The 18,669-nt window shown below is 34.4% G+C and carries 17 protein-coding genes; 10 read left to right on the forward strand and 7 right to left on the reverse strand.

From position 1 onward, the window contains the following. From EZ456_RS08755 to htpG, 8 genes are all read left to right on the forward strand, one after another. Positions 1–1,311, forward strand: a complete 1,311-nt coding sequence (locus EZ456_RS08755) for a TolC family protein (RefSeq protein ID WP_131529289.1) — start codon at positions 1–3, stop codon at positions 1,309–1,311. 17 nt (positions 1,312–1,328) lie between these two features. Beyond that, complete coding sequence (locus tag EZ456_RS08760; RefSeq protein WP_225876503.1) at positions 1,329–2,192, forward strand: N-acetylglucosamine kinase; 864 nt, start codon at positions 1,329–1,331, stop codon at positions 2,190–2,192. A 116-nt stretch (positions 2,193–2,308) separates the two neighbouring features. Beyond that, a complete protein-coding gene (locus tag EZ456_RS08765; RefSeq protein WP_165501283.1) occupies positions 2,309–2,701 on the forward strand; it encodes a response regulator in 393 nt (130 codons plus the stop codon). Between the two features lie 169 nt (positions 2,702–2,870). After that, a complete protein-coding gene (locus tag EZ456_RS08770; RefSeq protein WP_131529293.1) occupies positions 2,871–4,283 on the forward strand; it encodes a hypothetical protein in 1,413 nt (470 codons plus the stop codon). Position 4,284: 1 nt separating this feature from the next. After that, complete coding sequence (locus EZ456_RS08775) at positions 4,285–4,848, forward strand: hypothetical protein (RefSeq protein ID WP_131529295.1); 564 nt, start codon at positions 4,285–4,287, stop codon at positions 4,846–4,848. A 150-nt stretch (positions 4,849–4,998) separates the two neighbouring features. Next, positions 4,999–5,562: a hypothetical protein gene (locus EZ456_RS08780; RefSeq protein ID WP_131529297.1), complete on the forward strand. Its 564-nt coding sequence runs from the start codon at positions 4,999–5,001 to the stop codon at positions 5,560–5,562. Between the two features lie 177 nt (positions 5,563–5,739). Next, positions 5,740–6,300, forward strand: a complete 561-nt coding sequence (locus EZ456_RS08785) for a hypothetical protein (protein WP_131529299.1) — start codon at positions 5,740–5,742, stop codon at positions 6,298–6,300. A 380-nt stretch (positions 6,301–6,680) separates the two neighbouring features. Then, positions 6,681–8,567, forward strand: a complete 1,887-nt coding sequence (gene htpG / locus EZ456_RS08790; RefSeq protein WP_205945057.1) for a molecular chaperone HtpG — start codon at positions 6,681–6,683, stop codon at positions 8,565–8,567. Positions 8,568–8,711: 144 nt separating this feature from the next. On the opposite strand, the gene EZ456_RS08795 is transcribed toward htpG, so the two are convergent. Continuing rightward, positions 8,712–9,206 carry a type I restriction enzyme HsdR N-terminal domain-containing protein gene (locus tag EZ456_RS08795; protein ID WP_131529301.1) on the reverse strand — a complete coding sequence of 165 codons (495 nt, stop codon included), beginning with the start codon at positions 9,204–9,206 and terminating at the stop codon, positions 8,712–8,714. A 21-nt stretch (positions 9,207–9,227) separates the two neighbouring features. Beyond that, positions 9,228–9,602, reverse strand: a complete 375-nt coding sequence (locus EZ456_RS08800) for a hypothetical protein (protein ID WP_131529303.1) — start codon at positions 9,600–9,602, stop codon at positions 9,228–9,230. A gap of 369 nt (positions 9,603–9,971) precedes the next feature. Here EZ456_RS08800 and EZ456_RS08805 point away from each other — a divergent pair, with 369 nt between their 5' ends. Next, positions 9,972–10,715, forward strand: a complete 744-nt coding sequence (locus tag EZ456_RS08805; RefSeq protein WP_131529305.1) for a LytR/AlgR family response regulator transcription factor — start codon at positions 9,972–9,974, stop codon at positions 10,713–10,715. Positions 10,716–10,769: 54 nt separating this feature from the next. Here the strand turns inward: EZ456_RS08805 and EZ456_RS25075 are convergent, their stop codons facing one another. Together EZ456_RS25075 and EZ456_RS25080 are read right to left on the reverse strand one after the other, a co-directional pair. Then, complete coding sequence (locus EZ456_RS25075) at positions 10,770–10,910, reverse strand: hypothetical protein (protein WP_165501284.1); 141 nt, start codon at positions 10,908–10,910, stop codon at positions 10,770–10,772. 52 nt (positions 10,911–10,962) lie between these two features. Beyond that, complete coding sequence (locus EZ456_RS25080; RefSeq protein ID WP_165501285.1) at positions 10,963–11,112, reverse strand: hypothetical protein; 150 nt, start codon at positions 11,110–11,112, stop codon at positions 10,963–10,965. Positions 11,113–11,258: 146 nt separating this feature from the next. On the opposite strand from EZ456_RS25080, the gene EZ456_RS08810 reads away from it, so the two are divergent. Further along, the gene (locus tag EZ456_RS08810) at positions 11,259–12,374 is read left to right on the forward strand and encodes a sensor histidine kinase (RefSeq protein WP_131529307.1); all 1,116 of its coding nucleotides are present in this window, start codon (positions 11,259–11,261) and stop codon (positions 12,372–12,374) included. On the opposite strand, the gene EZ456_RS08815 is transcribed toward EZ456_RS08810, so the two are convergent. From EZ456_RS08815 to EZ456_RS08825, 3 genes are all read right to left on the reverse strand, one after another. Continuing rightward, complete coding sequence (locus tag EZ456_RS08815; RefSeq protein WP_131529309.1) at positions 12,371–15,169, reverse strand: lantibiotic dehydratase; 2,799 nt, start codon at positions 15,167–15,169, stop codon at positions 12,371–12,373. The two genes, EZ456_RS08810 and EZ456_RS08815, sit on opposite strands and share 4 nt — an antisense overlap. A 449-nt stretch (positions 15,170–15,618) precedes the next feature. After that, positions 15,619–17,619 carry an OmpA family protein gene (locus EZ456_RS08820; protein ID WP_131529311.1) on the reverse strand — a complete coding sequence of 667 codons (2,001 nt, stop codon included), beginning with the start codon at positions 17,617–17,619 and terminating at the stop codon, positions 15,619–15,621. Between the two features lie 11 nt (positions 17,620–17,630). Next, positions 17,631–18,632: a PorP/SprF family type IX secretion system membrane protein gene (locus EZ456_RS08825; protein WP_131529313.1), complete on the reverse strand. Its 1,002-nt coding sequence runs from the start codon at positions 18,630–18,632 to the stop codon at positions 17,631–17,633. Between the last annotated feature and the right edge of the window lie 37 nt (positions 18,633–18,669).

Consider the following 18,669-nt stretch of genomic DNA (forward strand, 5'->3'; position numbering starts at 1 on the left):
ATGAGCAAGAAATTAAAAATATTTATCCTACTGTTAAGCTTATCCCTTACGGGCTTTGCACAAGAACAGCTGAGCTTGCAGGAAGCCATTACCATTGCTTTACAGAATAATTACGACATCAAAATCAGTAAAAACCAGGTAGATATGGCAAAGAACAATGCCAATATCGGTAATGCTGGTATGTTACCTAACTTATCTGGAAGTTATACCAATGGTGGGAGTATCCAGAACACCCGGCAAACCCCTGCAACTGGTCCTGATCGGGTAATTACAGGAGCAAAAAGTACGAATAACAGTTATGGTGCCGATTTAAACTGGACCATTTTTGATGGCTTTAGCATGTTCGCCAATTACGACCGTTTAAAGGAACTGCAAAAACAGGGTGAGCTAAACTCACGGTTAACCATTTTAACCACTGTGGCGGATGTAATTACGGCTTATTATGATATTGTAAGACAACAGCAATTGGTTATAGCTGCTGATAGTGCTATGGATGTTTCGGTATTGCGTACCAGTATTGCCAAAACAAAATTACAGCTTGGCCGCGGTTCTAAACTGGATGTATTAACCGCACAGGTTGATTATAATACCGATACTTCAAATTACCTACAGAGCAAAAATGCCTTACAGGTAGCTAAAGTTCGTTTAAATCAATTAATGGTTAGAGATATTGGCACACCTTTTTCTGTTGTAAATAACATTGACGTAGATAAAGGTATCCTGTTTAGCAAAATGGCAGAAATGGCTGAACAACAGAATCCGAATGTGCAGAATGCCTTTATTAACCAACGCATTGCTTCGTTAAATTTAAAATCTATTCGTGGAGCACGGTATCCATCAGTTAGCCTAAATTCTGGTTATAGCAGGGCAAACAGTACCAGCCCTACAGGTTTTAACCAAAAATTTGCTGCAAATGGACTTACTTACGGCGTTACAGCGAGTATAAATTTATTTAATGGTTTTTTACAGCGTCAGCAAGAACGTAATGCAAAAATAGAGATCAATAATTCGACCCTTAATCTGAACAAAACCAAGCTGGATGTGAATTCGCAATTGCTTACTGCCTACGAAAATTACAGTACCTATTTAGGTCTGATCAAATTAGAGCAACGAAATGTAGATATTGCAAAAGAAAACTTAGATATTACTTTAGCAAAATACCGTCTAGGTAGCATAGCCCCTTTAGAGTTAAGAGAAGCACAACGTAACGCGATTGATGCAAAAAACCGTTTCATAGAAATGCAATATCAGGCTAAAATAGCCGAAACTACATTGAAAGAAATCAGTGGGAATATAAATTTATCTAATTAATTTTTATATTTAGTCCCATGATACTTGTTGCAGATAGTGGCTCATCAAAAACCGATTGGATGGGCTATCATAATGGCGAAACCATTAAATTTAGCACTCCTGGAATAAACCCTTATTTCTTAAGTGAGCAAGAAATTACCAAGCTGATTTCTAAAAATGAATCCTTGTTACAATATGCGGAGGAGGTAAAGGAAATTTACTTTTTTGGAGCCGGTTGTTCTTCACCCGACAAACATGAAGTAGTTTCAAATGGCCTGTCAGCCGTTTTTGGTAATGCTTTTATTTCAGTAGATCATGATCTTCTGGGTTCGGTATATGCCACCTGCGGAAATGCCGAAGGCTTAAACTGTATTTTAGGCACCGGATCGAATATCTGTTATTTCGATGGAAAGAAAATTCACGACGGTCATCATGGCTTGGGCTATGTTCTGGGTGACGAAGGTTCTGGTACCTTTTTCGGCAAAAAAGTGCTATTAAGCTACCTCTACAATAAAATGCCTACCAATTTAGCAGCAGAGTTTAAAACAACTTTCCCGGCTGATAAGGAACAGATTATTACCAATGTTTACCAAAAGCCTTTTCCAAACATTTATTTAGCTGGTTTTAGCCGCTTCATGGCCAACCATAAAGACCATCCATTTATCCAGGATATTCTAAGAACAGGTTTTCAGGAGTTTGTTGATACCAATGTTAAAGATTATCCTAAACATAAAAATGTGCCATGCCATTTTGTAGGTTCAATAGCTTATTATTATCAGGAAACATTAATTTCGGTGTTATTAGAAAACGGCATTGAACCTGGAAAAATACTGCAGAAACCTATTGAAGAGTTATTTAATTTTATCTTAAATAAAGAAGGCATCGTACAACAAGCAAGTTAAAATCGAAGTCTATTTTTTAGTTACTATAAATTTATTGTTAAAATATTCTTAAGATTGTAAACATAACAACATAAACTTTTGTTATATTTTTTAACGGCATATAAATGCTAACACATATGAAGAGAATACTGGTAGTAGATGACGATATTGAGGTTTTAGAAACCATACAATTAATACTGGAAATCGGAGGGTTTAAAGTTTCGGCACTGAATGATGGCGAGGAAATTTTTAACAGAATTGAAAATTTTAACCCTGATTTAATCTTACTGGATATTTCTCTTGGCCATATTGATGGGCGTGTTTTATGTGAGCAGTTAAAATCGATAGAAAGCACTTCTAAAATTCCAATTTTACTGATTTCTGGTTTATACGATCCGAAAGATTTTACCACCTTAAACTACGGCCAGGACGATTTCTTATCAAAACCATTCCAAATGGATGTGTTGCTTAAAAAGATCACTAAAATTCTTTCACTGGAAGAAGATAAACCAAGTTTTCTTTTAAATTAAGTTAATCCAACATTAAAATATTTAGCCAAGAGGATTTTAAATTTTCTTGGCTTTTTTATTTACAAGATTGGGAATTTTATCAATTACTCAATAAATATCATAAAATAACTAAATATCATTACTTTTACGTCATTATCTCTCAACTTTTTGCATAATCTAAATTAACAACATGAAAAAAAACTTCTATTGGATACTCACGCCAATAATTTTAATGCTACTCATTCTTCTTTTAAACTCCTGTAAAAAGGATAATTTGAAAAGCCTAACATTGCAAGAAAAAATAGCTGATGCAAAAAATTGGTATATTAATCAAGCTAAAAATACCTCAAATCATTTAAGTACAAATGAAGGAGATTCTATTTTAATTAAAAATGAGCCAGAATGGGATAAAATACAAACGGAGATCTTGGAAGATCAATCTTTAGCTATCGTTATACCTGTAAAAACCAATCTTTATGAATTATCTCAAAAAGAAGGCGAGCTAAATTTAGTAATCAGTTACAAGGATAGTGATAAAAAATTCAAAATGCTTAACCATTTTAAAGAAAATGTTAGTGACACCGTTAAATTATCACCACTAAAACTTTATCACATAGCATTCCCAGCAATACATAACAATGCAAATACAGAAGCCAAGGTCAAAAATATAACTGTTGATGATGAAGATTCAGTAAAATACAAAAGCTTAAAGTTAAACAAACTGCAAAGTTTAGGTAAATTAAAAGAAAACTTAATAATGACCGCAGGATGTACTCATCATTTCTGGGTAGAAACACATTGGCAAGATGGCATAGCGGTGAGTGAAACTTGGACATATCTGTATAGTACTGGCTGTGCAGGTGGTAGTGGTGGTGAGCATGAAGAACAATATCCAACACCTGAAGATGGCAGTCCCCCATCCGATATAGATCCAACGCTTGACAGCTTAAGTAAAATAATTAAAAATCACTGTCTAAGTGGGCCACAGCTGAGTAGCTTAACAGAGCTTTTTGGTAGATTTATATCAGGTGATGGAAATACAGAATGGGCATGTTTGCATAAAAAGCAATACGATATGATGATTAGTAAGGGCGCAAAGTTTAGTTTTTGTACCAATACGAACATGTCTGCCCAACAAAGTTATAATACTGTCAATAATACGTTTAATTTTCAAAGTGATTTTTCACTAAGCTTAACCAATACGTTTGAGCACGAGTTTTTTCATGCCTATCAGGATAATTTTTTAACAAACGGAACAGACCAATATGCTATTGGTTCAAATGGAAATTACCCCAATGGTTACCCAAATATTGAATTTGAAACTGCTCTATATGGAGATATCATTAGAGATAGAATAAGCCAAGATGCATTAAACAATAGTAATGTCCCACAACCTATAAAAGATGAATATGTCGTTTGGTTGAATAGCATTACCGCAAATAATACCAAGTATCCCAAAACATTCAGCGATTTTGATGGACAGTATTATTACTTTATGGAAAAATTTAAACAATATTCTGGCTATGCAAATATGGGCGCTATCGATTACAATTTAAAACCTAACTCTTTATTAAACCTATTCTCAACTTCTAATTGCAAATAATATGAAAAATTCAATAGTAATTTTACTTTCTTATATTTTCTTAATAACTGCCTGTAATGCACAACAACCTATTTCAAAGGTGAAAGAGGGAACTATTAAGGTTGCGGGTGAGAAATATTTGGTAGAAAAACCTGATGATAAGCGCACTCAATTAATAAATACGAAAAACATTTTTACGAATAAGAAGTTGATTGCACCAAATTTGCCAGTTGGTATTAGAATAAAAGATTACATGAAAATAGATGTGAACCTAATAACCAAAATTTGTGCGAACGTTATCCCACTAGAAACGTTAAGACAATTACCCAATGGCATGAATGACTATTTATTTATTAGCTTAAAAATGAGTGAAAAAGGCTATCCGATTGAAATGGAATTTTTAGTAAAAAACACTTCTCTAATTACATCAAGCCAGTTAAATCTAATAGAAAAAGAATTGAAAAATGGTCAGTTCAGAGTTACTTTTAAACAAGGGGTCGAACGATTTTTGAAAGATATAAATTATTTTGAATTAGATATTCCTGTATCCTATAGTGATATGTTGAAAGCTAAGAGAGCTAATTAGTTTGATTCAAAAGGTTAGTGAAAGCTAACTTTTTTTGTTTAAAATAGTTTTTAAGGCAATATTCTGGCTATGCCAATATGGGTAACATAGATTACAATTTAAAACCAAATTCTTTACTAAATATATTTTCTACTTCTAATTGCAAATAATATGAAAAATTTAATATCAATACTATATTTCTGTATAATAATATCAGTTGCATGTAAAGCACAAAAGCCTGTAGCAAAAATAAATAGTAATCAAGTTAAAACATCTAATGTAACTTACGATATAAAAAAGCCAACAGATACCTACACAGAAATCATTAACTCAAATAACAAATTAACAGCGATAAAACCTCTAAGTCCAAATCTACCAAAAGATATTTCTGTGGTTCAAAATATGAAATTCAGCAGAAAACAACTTACCCAAATATGTGCTAATATAATCCCATTAAATACCCTCAAAGATTTACCTGTAGGTTATGGAGATTGGCTATCAATAAGATTCAAAGTAAGTAGTATGGGAGAACCACTTGAAATGGAATTTTTAATTAGAAATACGTCTCTGGTTACAGCAGAGGAAATTCAGAAAATTGAAAAGGCAATAAAGAATAGCACATTTAAATTTACATTCACAAATGGCATCGAACGATTTTTTGGTGGTGTAAATTATTTTAATATTGATGTACCAATTAGATATATTGATATGTTAAAGGCGAAACAAAATAATTAAGGATTTAAAGGTTAGTGAAAGCTAACCTTTTTGTGTAAAACAGTTTTTTGGCAGGCAATATTTTTATTTTATGAAAAATTTAAACAATATCTGGCTATGCAAATATGGGCGCTATCGATTACAATTTAAAACCAACCTCATTGCTTAACTTATTTTCAACTTCTAACTGTAAATAAAATGAAAAATTTAATCCTGATAATAATTATAATTATTTCGACAACTGCTTGTAGCGCTCAAAAACCAATAGCTAAAATAAATAATGATCAAATAAAAATTTCCAGTTTAACTTATAAAATCCAAAAAGAGGGTAATAAATATATCGTTGTTAGAAATTCCAACAATAAACTTACTAACTTAAAACCTGTGGCACCAAACTTACCAAAAGGTATTTCCATAGTTCAGAACATGAAATTAGATGAAAAATTACTAATTAAAATATGTTCAAGTATAATTCCGTTAAGTACACTTGAAAAAATGCCAATGGGCTATGGAGATTGGTTAAGTATTAATTTTAAGGTTGCACCGACGGGTGATCCAATTGAAATGGAGTTTGTTATAAGAAACACATCATTAATTACCGCTGAGGAAATTCAAAAAATTGAAGATACAATTAAAAAAAGTAGTTTTAAAGTTGTTTTTAAAGATGGTATTGAACAATTTTTTGGTGGTGTAAATTACTTTAATATTGATGTACCAATTAGGTATAGGGACATGTTAAAAGTAAAACAAAATAATTAAGGATTTAAAGGTTAGTTAAAGCTAACCTTTTTTGTTTAAAATAGTTTTTTGGCGGGCAATACTTTTATTTTATGGAAAAATACCTCACACTGAATGAGATTATGGAAAAGTGAAAACACAGGCTTAAGTTTTATTTATAAACAAGCCCTAGACTTTCGTCATTGCAAAAAATGATTTTTCAATTTTTTGGGGCAATCTCATTTCGACTGTAATTCGAGTTAGTAATTTTGAATAACGAGAAAATTATTTACAAGTTGGATTGCGAAGCCAATGAAGAATTGGCTTCGCAATGACGACTCGCTCATCTGTCATTTTGGCAAACAAATTCTTTTGGAACAACCCTTGTTATGCAGGATATAGATTAAACAATTTATTTACATATGAGCATACAAGAAAAAGGAAATATCTCCATACACACTGAGAATATTTTCCCGATAATTAAGAAGTTTTTATACTCTGATAACGAAATTTTTCTTCGTGAGTTGGTTTCTAACGCAGTAGATGCAGTCCAGAAAATTAAAAGACTAGGTTCATTAGGTCAGTTTAGTGGCGAAGTTGGTCAACCATTGGTGCAAGTTGCGGTTGATAAGGATGCAAAAACCATTACCATTAGCGATAATGGCTTGGGGATGACTGCCGAAGAGATTAAAAAATACATTAACCAAGTTGCATTTTCTGGCGCAAGTGAGTTTGTAGAGAAATTTAAAGATGCTAAAGATGCCAATGAAATCATCGGTAAATTCGGTTTGGGTTTCTACTCGGCCTTTATGGTTGCAGATTTAGTTGAGATTCAAACTTTATCATACCAAGATGACGCTGAACCTGCACGTTGGGTTTGCGATGGCAGTACAGAATTTGAAATTACTGAAGGCACTAAAACTACACGCGGTACTGATATTATCCTTCATGTAAACAAAGATTCGGAAGAGTTTTTAGAGGAAAGTAAACTTCAGGAAATTCTTAATAAATACGCTAAATTTTTACCAGTGCCAATTAAGTTTGGTACTAAAACAGAATCGGTTGAAGATGGCGTAGATGAAGAAGGTAAAGCAAAGTATAACGATGTTGAAGTTGATAACATTATCAACACCACCAACCCGATCTGGACAAAAGCTCCTGCAGATTTGTCAGATGAAGATTATTTAAACTTTTACCGCGAATTATATCCATTTAGTGAAGAACCATTATTCTGGATCCACCTAAATGTTGATTATCCTTTTAATTTAACAGGCGTACTGTATTTCCCTAAATTGAAAAACGATTTCGAAATGCAGCGCAATAAAATTAAATTGTACTCTCGCCAGGTATTTATTACCGACGAGGTTAAGGATATTGTTCCTGAGTTTTTGATGTTATTGCACGGTGTAATCGATTCTCCTGATATTCCATTAAATGTATCGCGTAGTTTCTTACAGGCCGACAGCAACGTTAAAAAGATCAATAACTACATTACTAAAAAGGTTGCTGATAAATTAGGCGAATTATTTGCTAAAGACCGTAAAGCTTACGAAGATAAATGGAAAGACATTGGTCTTTTTGTAAAATACGGTATGATCAGTGAAGAGAAGTTTTACGATAAAGCCAAAGACTTTGCTTTAGTTGGCAACACTAAAAACGAGCTTTTCACACTTCCTGAGTATAAAGAGAAGGTAACAGCCTTGCAAACGGATAAAAACGGCACATTGGTTTATTTATATACCAATGATGCTGCTAAACAAGATGCATTTATCCAATCGGCCAATAAGAAAGATTATGATGTTTTAGTGCTTGATTCGCCAATCGACAATCACTTTATTAATCAATTGGAGCAAAAACTGGAGAAAACGTCTATAAAACGTGTTGACTCTAGTGTTGCGGATAAATTAATTGAGAAAGACGAACAAAACGAGCATGTTTTAACTGAAGATCAGGTAAAAGAAGTAACCACTATTTTTGAAAAAGCCATTACCAAACCAGGTATGCATGTAGAAATTGTGGCTTTACACCCTGAAGAGTTACCAGTTACCATTACCATGGATGAATTTATGCGCCGAATGAAAGATATGGCTGCAATGGGTGGTGGAATGGGCTTTTATGGCCAAATGCCCGACAATTACAAAGTTGCCATTAACGGAAACCATAAATTGGTAAGTAAAATTTTAAAAGCTGAAGGTGAAGAGCAAAGCAACCTGGCTAAACAAGCAGTAGATTTAGCGCTTTTAGCACAAGGTATGTTAACTGGTGCAGAATTAACAGCCTTTGTAAGCAGAAGTGTAGAATTAATTTAATCAGGAAATCCTGTTATAGTTAAAGGGAGAAATCGAATCGGTTTCTCCCTTTTTATTTGGTGAGCGGGCATAAAAAAAGCCCTGATTAAATCAAGACTTTTAGGTAAGAATTTTCGGGAACTCTTAGATTAAAATTAATATTTTTTAGCTTGCTACTACATTAGTTTTATGATCTACATTGAAGTAATCTTTGTGATCTTCGATCATTTTAGCAATGGTAGCAGCTTTGGTATCGGTTATTTTAAATTCGAATAATGGCTCTTGATTTTTCTTTGATCTCACCATTTTCTCTGTGTAAAAGCGGTATACTAAACCATTGGTTAATAAACCATATTTAGCTTTTGTTTTACGGAAGTATTTAGATAGGCGTGAATCGTGAATATCTAAATTATCGTTATGGTGTTTACATTCAACAAGAATTGTTGGTTCGCCATCTTTCATAATGGTGTAATCAACTTTTTTACTTTTTTTAACTCCGAAGTCTAGAACAGCTTCAGATTGAACCTCAGAAGGATCAAATCCTAAGATTTGGATAAAAGGCATTACTAACGCATTCCTTGTTAAATCCTCAGATTGAACTTGTGGAAGCATTTTCTTAATTCTTACGGCAAACTGCCCGATTTCGTCTTTCAATTCCATGTTATGATCTATTATAGGTAGTTAGTTTTTTAAATTGTATTGGTTAAATACCGAATTTGCTGTGATAATAATTTGATCTAGACTTTGTTTATCAAAAAAGTTTCTGTTCAACATATCAACCATGTAGGTTAGTTTATTGATATCAGTTGCCTGCATGGTAAACTGAAAACTCTTCATCCCATCTTTTATCGCCTGCTGAACGTAGTTACGTACAACCAGGAAAGATTTTCTGAATGCGTATTCGCCATCTAATTGGCCCTTAACAAGGTTTTGCCCATCAAGATTGCTATATTCATTTTGCATTCTCTGGTACATATCTGAGTTGATTCCTTGATTTTTTAGAATCCCCTTGTAGTAGATTTTATTAAGTAAATACTCGTATTCGTTGTGTTTCATGTGGAGGCTTGGTAGATGTAGGGGTATATTTTTGCTTTTCGGTATTTTTGTTTTTAATAAATCTTTAACCCAGTATTGTATGGCCTGTTTTTAATTGTATTATCTACAGGCTACACAAGATTGGGCAGGCAGATGTTTTTTACAATTAGTAGTTTTCACTGCTAATTATTTTGTTTTTGGCAAACAGTATAAAGATTATAAAAAGAAGGGGTATGGATAATTTTTTTACATCAACCACCCAGAATATTACACGAAACCTAGGTTTTTTTTAGACGAAACCTGAGATAAGTTTTTTTTGGTGCATTTGTTAATTCAATTCATTTTTATTTAACTTGCATTCAAATCAAATAAACAAACATATTTATACTCATGAATCTAAAATGCGTTGTTATAGACGACGAGCAACATGCAATTGAAGTATTAACTGACCATATTGCGGAAATGCCTGGTTTAACAGTTTTTAAAACTTTTACCAGTCCTGTCCAGGCACTTACTGAAATAAGTACTGCGGACGAAATTGATTTATTGTTTATGGATATTGATATGCCAGGAATAAATGGATTGGAACTGGCTAAAAATATCAGAGAAAAAGCAAAATATTTGATTTTTACTACTGCTCATCCTGATTATGCCCTGCAAGCATTTGATGTACAATCAGATCAGTACTTATTAAAACCTATTTCGTTTGCCAAATTTGCATTAGGTATTGATAGGATTTTAAAAAAGGAAGCAAATAATACCAAAGTTAGCACGAAAGAAGCTGATCAGGTAGCGGCCCTTTATATTAAAGGCGACCATAAATATGCTTTTTCTAACATCGCCATTGATGAAATACTTTACATCAAAGCGCTACAGAATTATATACAGATTATTACTAAATCTGAAACCCATACTACCTACCTTACACTTAAGGAAATTGAAAAGGCCTTAGAAAACCACGCATTTATTCGTGTTAATAAATCAAACATTGTTGCTAAAGCCGCAATTAAAAAAGTAGATGGAAATATAATCCGTTTGGTAAATAACGAAATGATCCAAATTGGCGAAGGTTATAAAGAAGCTTTCTTCACCTATGTACAGAGCAGTTTACTTAAATCGAACCGGAACCAGTAAATTAGATGAACACAGCCTTTCTCTCATTATTTAGATAGTGGATTAGTTTGGAGACTAAAATTCCATGATGAAACTTGTCATTACTGTATGGCTTTGATCTCCTGTTGGATTAGTTTGATAGTTGTTTTGAGCTTTGATGTTTTTATAAACAAAAACAGTTTTTTTAGAAAGTTTAGCAGTATTTTGAGTTTTCATGGTATAATTATTAAATATGATGATAAATTATTAAAATAAGTTAATTATGAAATTAAAATTCCATGATGAAACTTGTCATTACTGTGTGACTTTGATCTCCTGTTGGATTAGTTTGATAGTTGCTTTGAGCTTTGATGTTTTTATAAACAAAAACAGTTTTTTTAGAAAGTTTAGCTGAAGTATTTGTGTGTTGAGTTTTCATAATATATTGTATTTAAATTCTTATTGTTATCGCTGTTATTAATTTTCTGTAAAGATGCACGTCAAAATTAGACTCAACCACTTTTTTACACAAACACCTACTTTTGGAAGATAAAAACCCCATTTCAATAGATTAAAAGAAAAAAAATGAACTTTTTACATATAAAAAAATTCTACGAAAAGTACAAGTTTCACTTATTGGTATGGAGTCTTTACATCGTTTATGAGGTATTTATTCTTGGTTTAACAACCCGTAGTTTCAGAGAACCCGGAGCTTATGTACTTGTTTACATCGTTAATATTTCAACATTTTATACCTATGGTTTTTTACTAAAAAAAATGATAAAAACGGGATCTAATCCCATAAAAATTTTAAAGATTACGGTACTCATTGTTGTTATTATTTTTGCATACGTAGTATTTACATTTCTTCTTATTATCTTATTTGAAAAAATAGGATTAATAGAAGCAAATCCATCAAGATCCTTTGATCGGGAGTTTATATTACCGTGCATTTATCGTTCAATATTATTTGTTGGTTATTCTACGGGCTATGTTTATATCATCAAATCATTTCAGGATCAAAAAAAGGTAGAAGCGCTTGAAAGACAGAACCTGGTTACCCAAATAGAAAAACAGGCTTTAGAGAACGATCTGGTTCAATCGCAAAATAATTATCTGCGCAGCCAAATCAATCCGCACTTTTTATTTAATACTTTAAATTTTATTTATAACGACGCCCGCAAAAAGGCACCGATGGCAGCAGATGCAATTATGAATCTGGCTGAAATGATGCGTTATGCCCTAAAACGCCCTGAAGCATCAGAGATGGTTCCACTAAGTGAAGAAATTGAGCAGATTGAACACCTGATCAATCTCCATAAACTCCGAACGGCTAACACAATTAATCTGGAACTTGAAGTGACGGGCGATATGTTCGGATTAAGATTTCCACCGCTTATCTTATTAACTTTGGTTGAAAACATATTTAAGCACGGAAATGTTTCGCACTCTACTCAACCGGCGCTTATTAAAATCGTTTACGAAAAAAATAGCCTTAATATCAGCACCATAAACATGATTAATGATAATAAAGGCAAACAGACAGAAAGCCATCATGTAGGAATTGACAATATTGGCAAGCGCCTTAGTAATTTTTATGGTAATGATTATATTTTCAGGTATTACAAAGATCCGATTAACCGCTATATTACTGAAATAGATGTAACTGTTGTTAACCCGTTGGCCAGGTTAAACCGTTAAGCTTTCATTGCATTTTGACGCTGAATATCTTTTAGCAGAAAATAGTACATTACCATTTCATGTGTTCGCTGATCTTTGCTGAAAAGTCTGTTTACGTGCATATGCATTAAATCGGTCAATAGCTTTAATGCGTTTTCGGAAGTACATTGTTTAAGAATTTTGATAAACGAATCTGAAAACTCTTCGAACTTTTGCTCCTGCTCCAATGTTAGTGCCGTCCATTCTGCTTTACGAAACTCCTGATAATGACTATTTAATTTTTTAAAATCAGTAGCATCTAAGCGGTGCTCTTCATTAAAAGTATCAGACATTAATCTCACAATCTTATTGATGGCTTGTTTATCTATAATGTTAGATTCGATAATCTTTGAAACCAAAAGACTACATAATTTATATTTGTTGAAATCATCAGTCTGGGCTTCTAAAAGCGATAATACAAATGCGCTATCTATAGCAAAATGCTGCTCAACATCTTCGATCATGTTGCTGCCATAACGCTCTAACTCACGCTTATAGGTTTTAATCTGCACATCGGACACCAAACCTGCATTTAAAAACAATTCCAGATCATCCATGAGTTTTGAGGTTAATAGCTGCCCATCCCTTGGATTATTTAGTTGAACCCTAAACCTGATGTGGTTTCCATTTTCATTGTAGCGGATAAAAAACCACGATTTGACCTGATCTGTATGAGTGGTTAGGAAGGGCGCAATTACTTCCGTCAAAATCTGATCACTGCGTTGCTGGTGGCAATAAATTTCGAAATACAACCATTCTTTACCTGGCAGGAAAAATCGCGTTACCCCGGCATTTGCGGATGTTTTAGCCAAACCACGATAAATTTGTTCGCCATGACCTATACTTAAAACAAACTGAGCTAAATAGGGCTTAGTTGCTTCATCAACCACGATACTGTTTTGGGGCAGTAACATTTCTTCAATGTAAGTACTGCCATGTTTTTGCAGGTATTGCAAAAAAGCATTTATATCATCGTCGTTTTGTAGGGCAAAGCATAAAGTTTGATCGGATATACCTGCTTTAAAATATTCGCTAACGCCTAAATTACTCAGGTATGATCGACAGTCGGCGATGGATAGCGACTTTTGATCGGCTCCTAAAAGGGCTTCTTTTTTAACTCTCCATTTATTACTGCTTAAAACTATATTTTGATATTGTAACCTTGGATAATAATCCAAATCAGGGAAAATAGTATCGAGTGGAAAGGAAAGATTTGTTTGTAAGCCCTGATGTTGCAAATCGCACAGTAACCTAAATATAGAAAGATCTGAACGGATGTAGTTGTAGGCAGAAGCCATTCTTGGTACCAGCCGTTTATTTAAACGTTTAGATCGAAGAATAATCTCTGTGCCGCGAACCGAAATCTGTATATCATTTAAGGCAAGTGGCGATGCTGAGGTGTCAAAATTTAAGATTGATAATTGATGTCCATAAATCAGTTTTCGCCTGTTTACATTATCTACATTGGCTTCTACCATGTAGGCCACATCGAAAAACAGCACCTCGGGATTTGCTTGTTGTTCTGCGGCCGCAATGTCTTTAGCATACTGTGCTACATCATCAGCTGCCATTGTAAATCTTCCACTTAATGCATTTGATGTTGTTCCACCTATCTGTTCAATAAAAATCAAATCGTCGTGAACAGACATTACCATGCTAAATGAATTGGGTAAAGAGGCTAATTTCTGATTCGGCGTCAAGGCAAGTTTGTTCAGATAAACAGCTTTACCTTTTTCGAATTTTTGTTCAGTCAGGTAGGTTTTTAATGCCGTTTTAATATTTTCTATCTCCGCTTTTTTCGGCGGTTTATTATTGAAGTGTGTGATAAACTCACTGTTTTGACCGGCTTGCTCCAGCTCATCGTAGCCTACACCCATTTCTGGATCTAGTGCCAATAAAAGCGGTACTTCCTGATCTTCGAATTTCTTTTTAAACCTGACCTGAAACTGGCTAAGGGCATCACGATCTTTTGCGGGCATTATACTATGGAGTATATTGATCAAGCCTGGAATGGCCTGAAGCAAACGTTCATTAATACCACCTGATAGTACTGTGCGTTGCGCGATAAGATATTTTGGCAACTCGGCCGTAGCGGTGAGCCCTAAACGTTCAAAATAATCATCTCCTATAATATTGGGATCGTAGTTGGTAAAAATAAGCTGTAAATCGTGCATATCCTGCAGCAAACCAAACAGGTTTTCGGTTTCAGTATCATTTAAATTTAATTGTTTTGCCAGGTCGTTAAATCTAACCGGCGTTAAGCAAGCCGCTAATATTTGTTTTACAAAGTCATCTTGATCTAACTCAGCCAACTCAAAAACACCATCGGTGCAGGCTATGTAACGAATACTGCTGGGTGTTAAATAATAACTGCTGTTACTAAATATGAGGCAGTTCTTTTGTAACAGTTCTGCCAATGGCAATTGAATATTATTCTTATAAGGCCAATCGACCAGCTCGCGTACCTTTTGGGTTTCTTCAACTACTATTCTGCTTTCTGATGGCTTAATGGCATCACTTAACAAACTAAAACCAGCAAAAGTGCCATAAGGTGTTGACCGGAATTTCGCACGGTTAAAATATTTCCAGATGGTAAAATAAACTTTAGGTGAAAGATCTTTTAATTCGTTTGCTTTTACTTCTTTTATGGTTTCGTAAAAAGCTGCGGAAGATATTGAAATGGCCAATTTTAATTCCTCCCAACAATCTACCAGTTCAGATTGATATGAAAATTTAGGGGTTCTAAAAATTATTGTTGGTTGGATATTAAGCTTCATTGAATTTAAATGATAGGCGAAAAATACAAAGATTAATTTAAAAACAGACGATCAGTTTTCAGTTGCCAGTTTTCAGTTACCTGCAAATTGCGCATTTAAAACTATTTACTGTATAAACTAAAAAGCCATCTTCTTTCCGTTAGTTGGGATTTGTAATCCAGTCTCCTGAATTAAGGATTTTCAATCCTTTAGTGGATTAAAAATCCAAGGCACATAGGTCCGGATTACAAATCCGGACCAACTATGGTGATTTAGTGCTTTGGTCCGTGAGGACACGGGCCAAGGCGAACAATAATATCTTCCGTTAGTCGGGATTTGTAATCCAGTCTCTTGAACTAAGGATTTTCAATCCTTGCTTAGTCGATTTAAAAATCTATCCTCCACTTAATTTAAAACAAAAAAACCATCTTCTTTTTAGGAAGATGGCTTACCGGGATGTTAATTGTATTTTATTTTTTGGTCACTTTAAATTCAGTTCTTCTGTTTTTTGCTCTTCCTTCTGGATTATCTTTTTTCTTGCGTTTCACCACGATTTCGTTTGGTGCAATCGGCATCGATTCTCCATAACCTTTTGAGGTTAACCTTGCAGCAGCGATACCTTTACTTTCTAAATAATCGGTACAAGATTTCGCTCTTCTGTTCGATAGATCTAAGTTATACTCATCTGTTCCGATATTATCGGTATGAGAACCTAATTCGATTTCCATTTCAGGATTATCTTCCATAATCGGGATCAGGAAGTCTAATACTTTTTTAGAAGGCTCAGTAAGTTCGGCACTGTTAAATTCGTAATAAACGTTATCCAAAGCCATTGGGATTCCTAATTTGAAAGGACTTAAGCAATAATCTTTATAAATCAAGGTATCTGCTTTCGCCAATTCTTCGTAAGGATAGTTTTTAGTAATTGCGAAATAGTTATCTTTTGCAAAAAGCAACTTGATCGGCCTTTTCGAATCTACCTTAAACCTATAAATACCATCGGTACCGGTTGTTATTTTCTGAGGACCTTCTGCATTGGTTAGGGTTACATTTGCACCTGCTAACGGCAATTTAGTTTTACAATCGGTTAAAAGACCCGCAATAGAAAGGGATTCTTTTTTCACTTCAAACAATTCTAAACAGCAAGATGATTCGCGATCAGAACTAATATAGCCTTTTGTTCCTTTATCATCAGTTGCAGTAAAGTAAAGATCATCTTTTGATGAGTTGAATGGATAACCTAGGTTTTTAGGGCTAGACCAATTTACCAGATCGCCTTCTGACTCAAAGAAATCAAGACCACCAAAACCAACTCGCCCGTCGGTACTAAACAATAACTTTTTGGTTAAGGGGTTGTAGTATGGTGCACGTTCATCATCTTCAGTATTAATGGCCGGGCCAAAGTTTACCGCCTGACCTAATGAACCATCTTCGCGTACTGCACAATACCAAAGATCGAATTTACCATAACCACCACTTCTATCAGAGGAGAAAAGAAGGAATTTACCATCATTGGTAACAAAAGGCTGTGAAGAATTAAAGTCTTTACTGTTCACCTGTAAACCAACAGGTTGTGGATCTGACCATTTATCACCAGTTTTTTTCGAGCTATAAATAGCATATTTTTCTTTATCTCTCCAAGTGGTAAAGTATACCGTATTTCCATCGGGTGTAAAGCTGGCCGCAGCAATCTCCATATTTTTAGGAAAATTAATATCGATCTTTTTTACAGCAACATCAGTAGCAGTCAATTCGCCTTTAGCTGAATAAAGGTTATTAATAAAAGGATTGGTTTTAGTTGACACCTGAACTTCTCCAGCATCAGTTTTAACCATATCTTTTTTACCTCCTACGGCAACAGGGCGCGATGAGGTGAAATAAAATTCGTTATTAATTTTAACAGGGGCGTAATTAGATCCTAACCCATTTACGTTAGCTGGCATTTTTTTGACTTGAACCATACGTGGAAAACGCATTTCTTCGATCGCAAATTTGCATGATTCGATTTCCTTTTGAGCATCTTTTACCAAAGCATCACCAGGATTTTTTTGGATAAACTGCTGAAAGGCATCAATAGCCAGGTTAAATTTTTTATTTGCCCTTAAGCTTTCTGCATAATAAAATAGCGCCTTTCTAAAACGTGTATTGGTAAAGGTTATCGCTATAGCATAATATTTTTCGGCCTCGTTAAATTCCCTATACAATCTACTGGATTCTGCAAGGTTATAAATTGATCCTTCATAATCTTCTACCACCTTATCATCAGTCGCTGATTTCCTTTCCTTACCGTACGGCAAAATGGCCTGGGAGCTATCGCCAGTAATTTTTAAGGCTTTTTTATAAAAAGTAGATGCGGCATAATAATCCTTATTTTCGAAATAAGTATCTGCAACCTTTTTATAATTTACCACATACTGTGCGTTTGCAAAACCGCCAAATGCCACTAACAAAAAGAGTAATATTTTTTTCATTTGGATATCTATTATAAACGTGGACAAAAGAAGTTTGGACCAATAATACCGTTACGGCCAATTAAGGAAATTGAAAGCTCTAAACCACCGTTACTGTTTGATGCACGGTTGAAAGTAGAGGTATTTACATCATAACTTAACCCGAATACCATGTTCTTTAACTGTAAACCAACAAAGGCAATGGCGGCATCTTTAACGCGGTAATTACCACCAAACAAAATGTTTGCTGATGGATTAACATTAAGCTGTGCATAAGCACCTAACGAAACTTCATTTGTATTTCCCTGGTACATGACCAAAGCATTAGGCACAATATCCAATAATTGAGAGGCCTTGATTCTTGCACCACCATGTGCAGTAAAACGAACAGGAATACGTGAATTTGAACCAGAGAAACGATCCATAGGACGGGTTAAGTGTGCTGCACTTGCACCTAAGAAAACGTTTACGCTCTTGTTCGGGTTACCATCAAAAAACATGATACCTGCGTTTACATCAGGAACCAAAGATGATTGAGATGAAAGTGTTTCGCCGCTCATCATACCACCATCATAACCCGAAATTGGATTAAACTGGTTACCAAACCTGGCCTGAGAGAAATCGAAACTGCGGTTAATTACCCCAGCCTGTAAACCAAAGCTCACCATCTGCAAGCCTTCGGCACCAAACCTTAAACGATATGAACCCGATACCAGGGCCGATAGGTAGTTAAAATCTAACTCCCCTGCCCTTTGATTTAAAATGGTTGCACCAAATGCAAAGTTCTTTTTAGGGGCAAGATCGAAAGATGCACCACCCGTTAAGAAAGAACTATTTAACGCACTCCATTGTTGTTTAAAGTTTACAGTTGCACGGTAATCGCCGTCTATTACCCCCGTTAAGGCCGGGTTAAGGTATAAGGGGTTTGCATAATATTGTGAAAAATGCGGATCAGTTTGTGCGAAGGACTTAGCTGTATACAACAGCAATCCTAGCACTGCAACATATATTTTTAAAGCCGATAGTATTTTCATGGTCTTTGATTTTATCTGTTTATTATTAATCCTCTTC

Source organism: Pedobacter psychrodurus (genome assembly GCF_004331735.1).
Lineage (GTDB): Bacteria > Bacteroidota > Bacteroidia > Sphingobacteriales > Sphingobacteriaceae > Pedobacter > Pedobacter psychrodurus.

What these genes read in the sequence shown, in the direction of transcription:
- EZ456_RS08755 (WP_131529289.1), top strand. Translation starts at nt 1, where the DNA reads ATGAGCAAGAAATTAAAAATATTTATCCTACTGTTAAGCTTATCCCTT.
- EZ456_RS08760 (WP_225876503.1), top strand. Translation starts at nt 1,329, where the DNA reads ATGATACTTGTTGCAGATAGTGGCTCATCAAAAACCGATTGGATGGGC.
- EZ456_RS08765 (WP_165501283.1), top strand. Translation starts at nt 2,309, where the DNA reads ATGAAGAGAATACTGGTAGTAGATGACGATATTGAGGTTTTAGAAACC.
- EZ456_RS08770 (WP_131529293.1), top strand. Translation starts at nt 2,871, where the DNA reads ATGAAAAAAAACTTCTATTGGATACTCACGCCAATAATTTTAATGCTA.
- EZ456_RS08775 (WP_131529295.1), top strand. Translation starts at nt 4,285, where the DNA reads ATGAAAAATTCAATAGTAATTTTACTTTCTTATATTTTCTTAATAACT.
- EZ456_RS08780 (WP_131529297.1), top strand. Translation starts at nt 4,999, where the DNA reads ATGAAAAATTTAATATCAATACTATATTTCTGTATAATAATATCAGTT.
- EZ456_RS08785 (WP_131529299.1), top strand. Translation starts at nt 5,740, where the DNA reads ATGAAAAATTTAATCCTGATAATAATTATAATTATTTCGACAACTGCT.
- htpG (WP_205945057.1), top strand. Translation starts at nt 6,681, where the DNA reads ATGAGCATACAAGAAAAAGGAAATATCTCCATACACACTGAGAATATT.
- EZ456_RS08795 (WP_131529301.1), bottom strand. Translation starts at nt 9,206, where the DNA reads ATGGAATTGAAAGACGAAATCGGGCAGTTTGCCGTAAGAATTAAGAAA.
- EZ456_RS08800 (WP_131529303.1), bottom strand. Translation starts at nt 9,602, where the DNA reads ATGAAACACAACGAATACGAGTATTTACTTAATAAAATCTACTACAAG.
- EZ456_RS08805 (WP_131529305.1), top strand. Translation starts at nt 9,972, where the DNA reads ATGAATCTAAAATGCGTTGTTATAGACGACGAGCAACATGCAATTGAA.
- EZ456_RS25075 (WP_165501284.1), bottom strand. Translation starts at nt 10,910, where the DNA reads ATGAAAACTCAAAATACTGCTAAACTTTCTAAAAAAACTGTTTTTGTT.
- EZ456_RS25080 (WP_165501285.1), bottom strand. Translation starts at nt 11,112, where the DNA reads ATGAAAACTCAACACACAAATACTTCAGCTAAACTTTCTAAAAAAACT.
- EZ456_RS08810 (WP_131529307.1), top strand. Translation starts at nt 11,259, where the DNA reads ATGAACTTTTTACATATAAAAAAATTCTACGAAAAGTACAAGTTTCAC.
- EZ456_RS08815 (WP_131529309.1), bottom strand. Translation starts at nt 15,169, where the DNA reads ATGAAGCTTAATATCCAACCAACAATAATTTTTAGAACCCCTAAATTT.
- EZ456_RS08820 (WP_131529311.1), bottom strand. Translation starts at nt 17,619, where the DNA reads ATGAAAAAAATATTACTCTTTTTGTTAGTGGCATTTGGCGGTTTTGCA.
- EZ456_RS08825 (WP_131529313.1), bottom strand. Translation starts at nt 18,632, where the DNA reads ATGAAAATACTATCGGCTTTAAAAATATATGTTGCAGTGCTAGGATTG.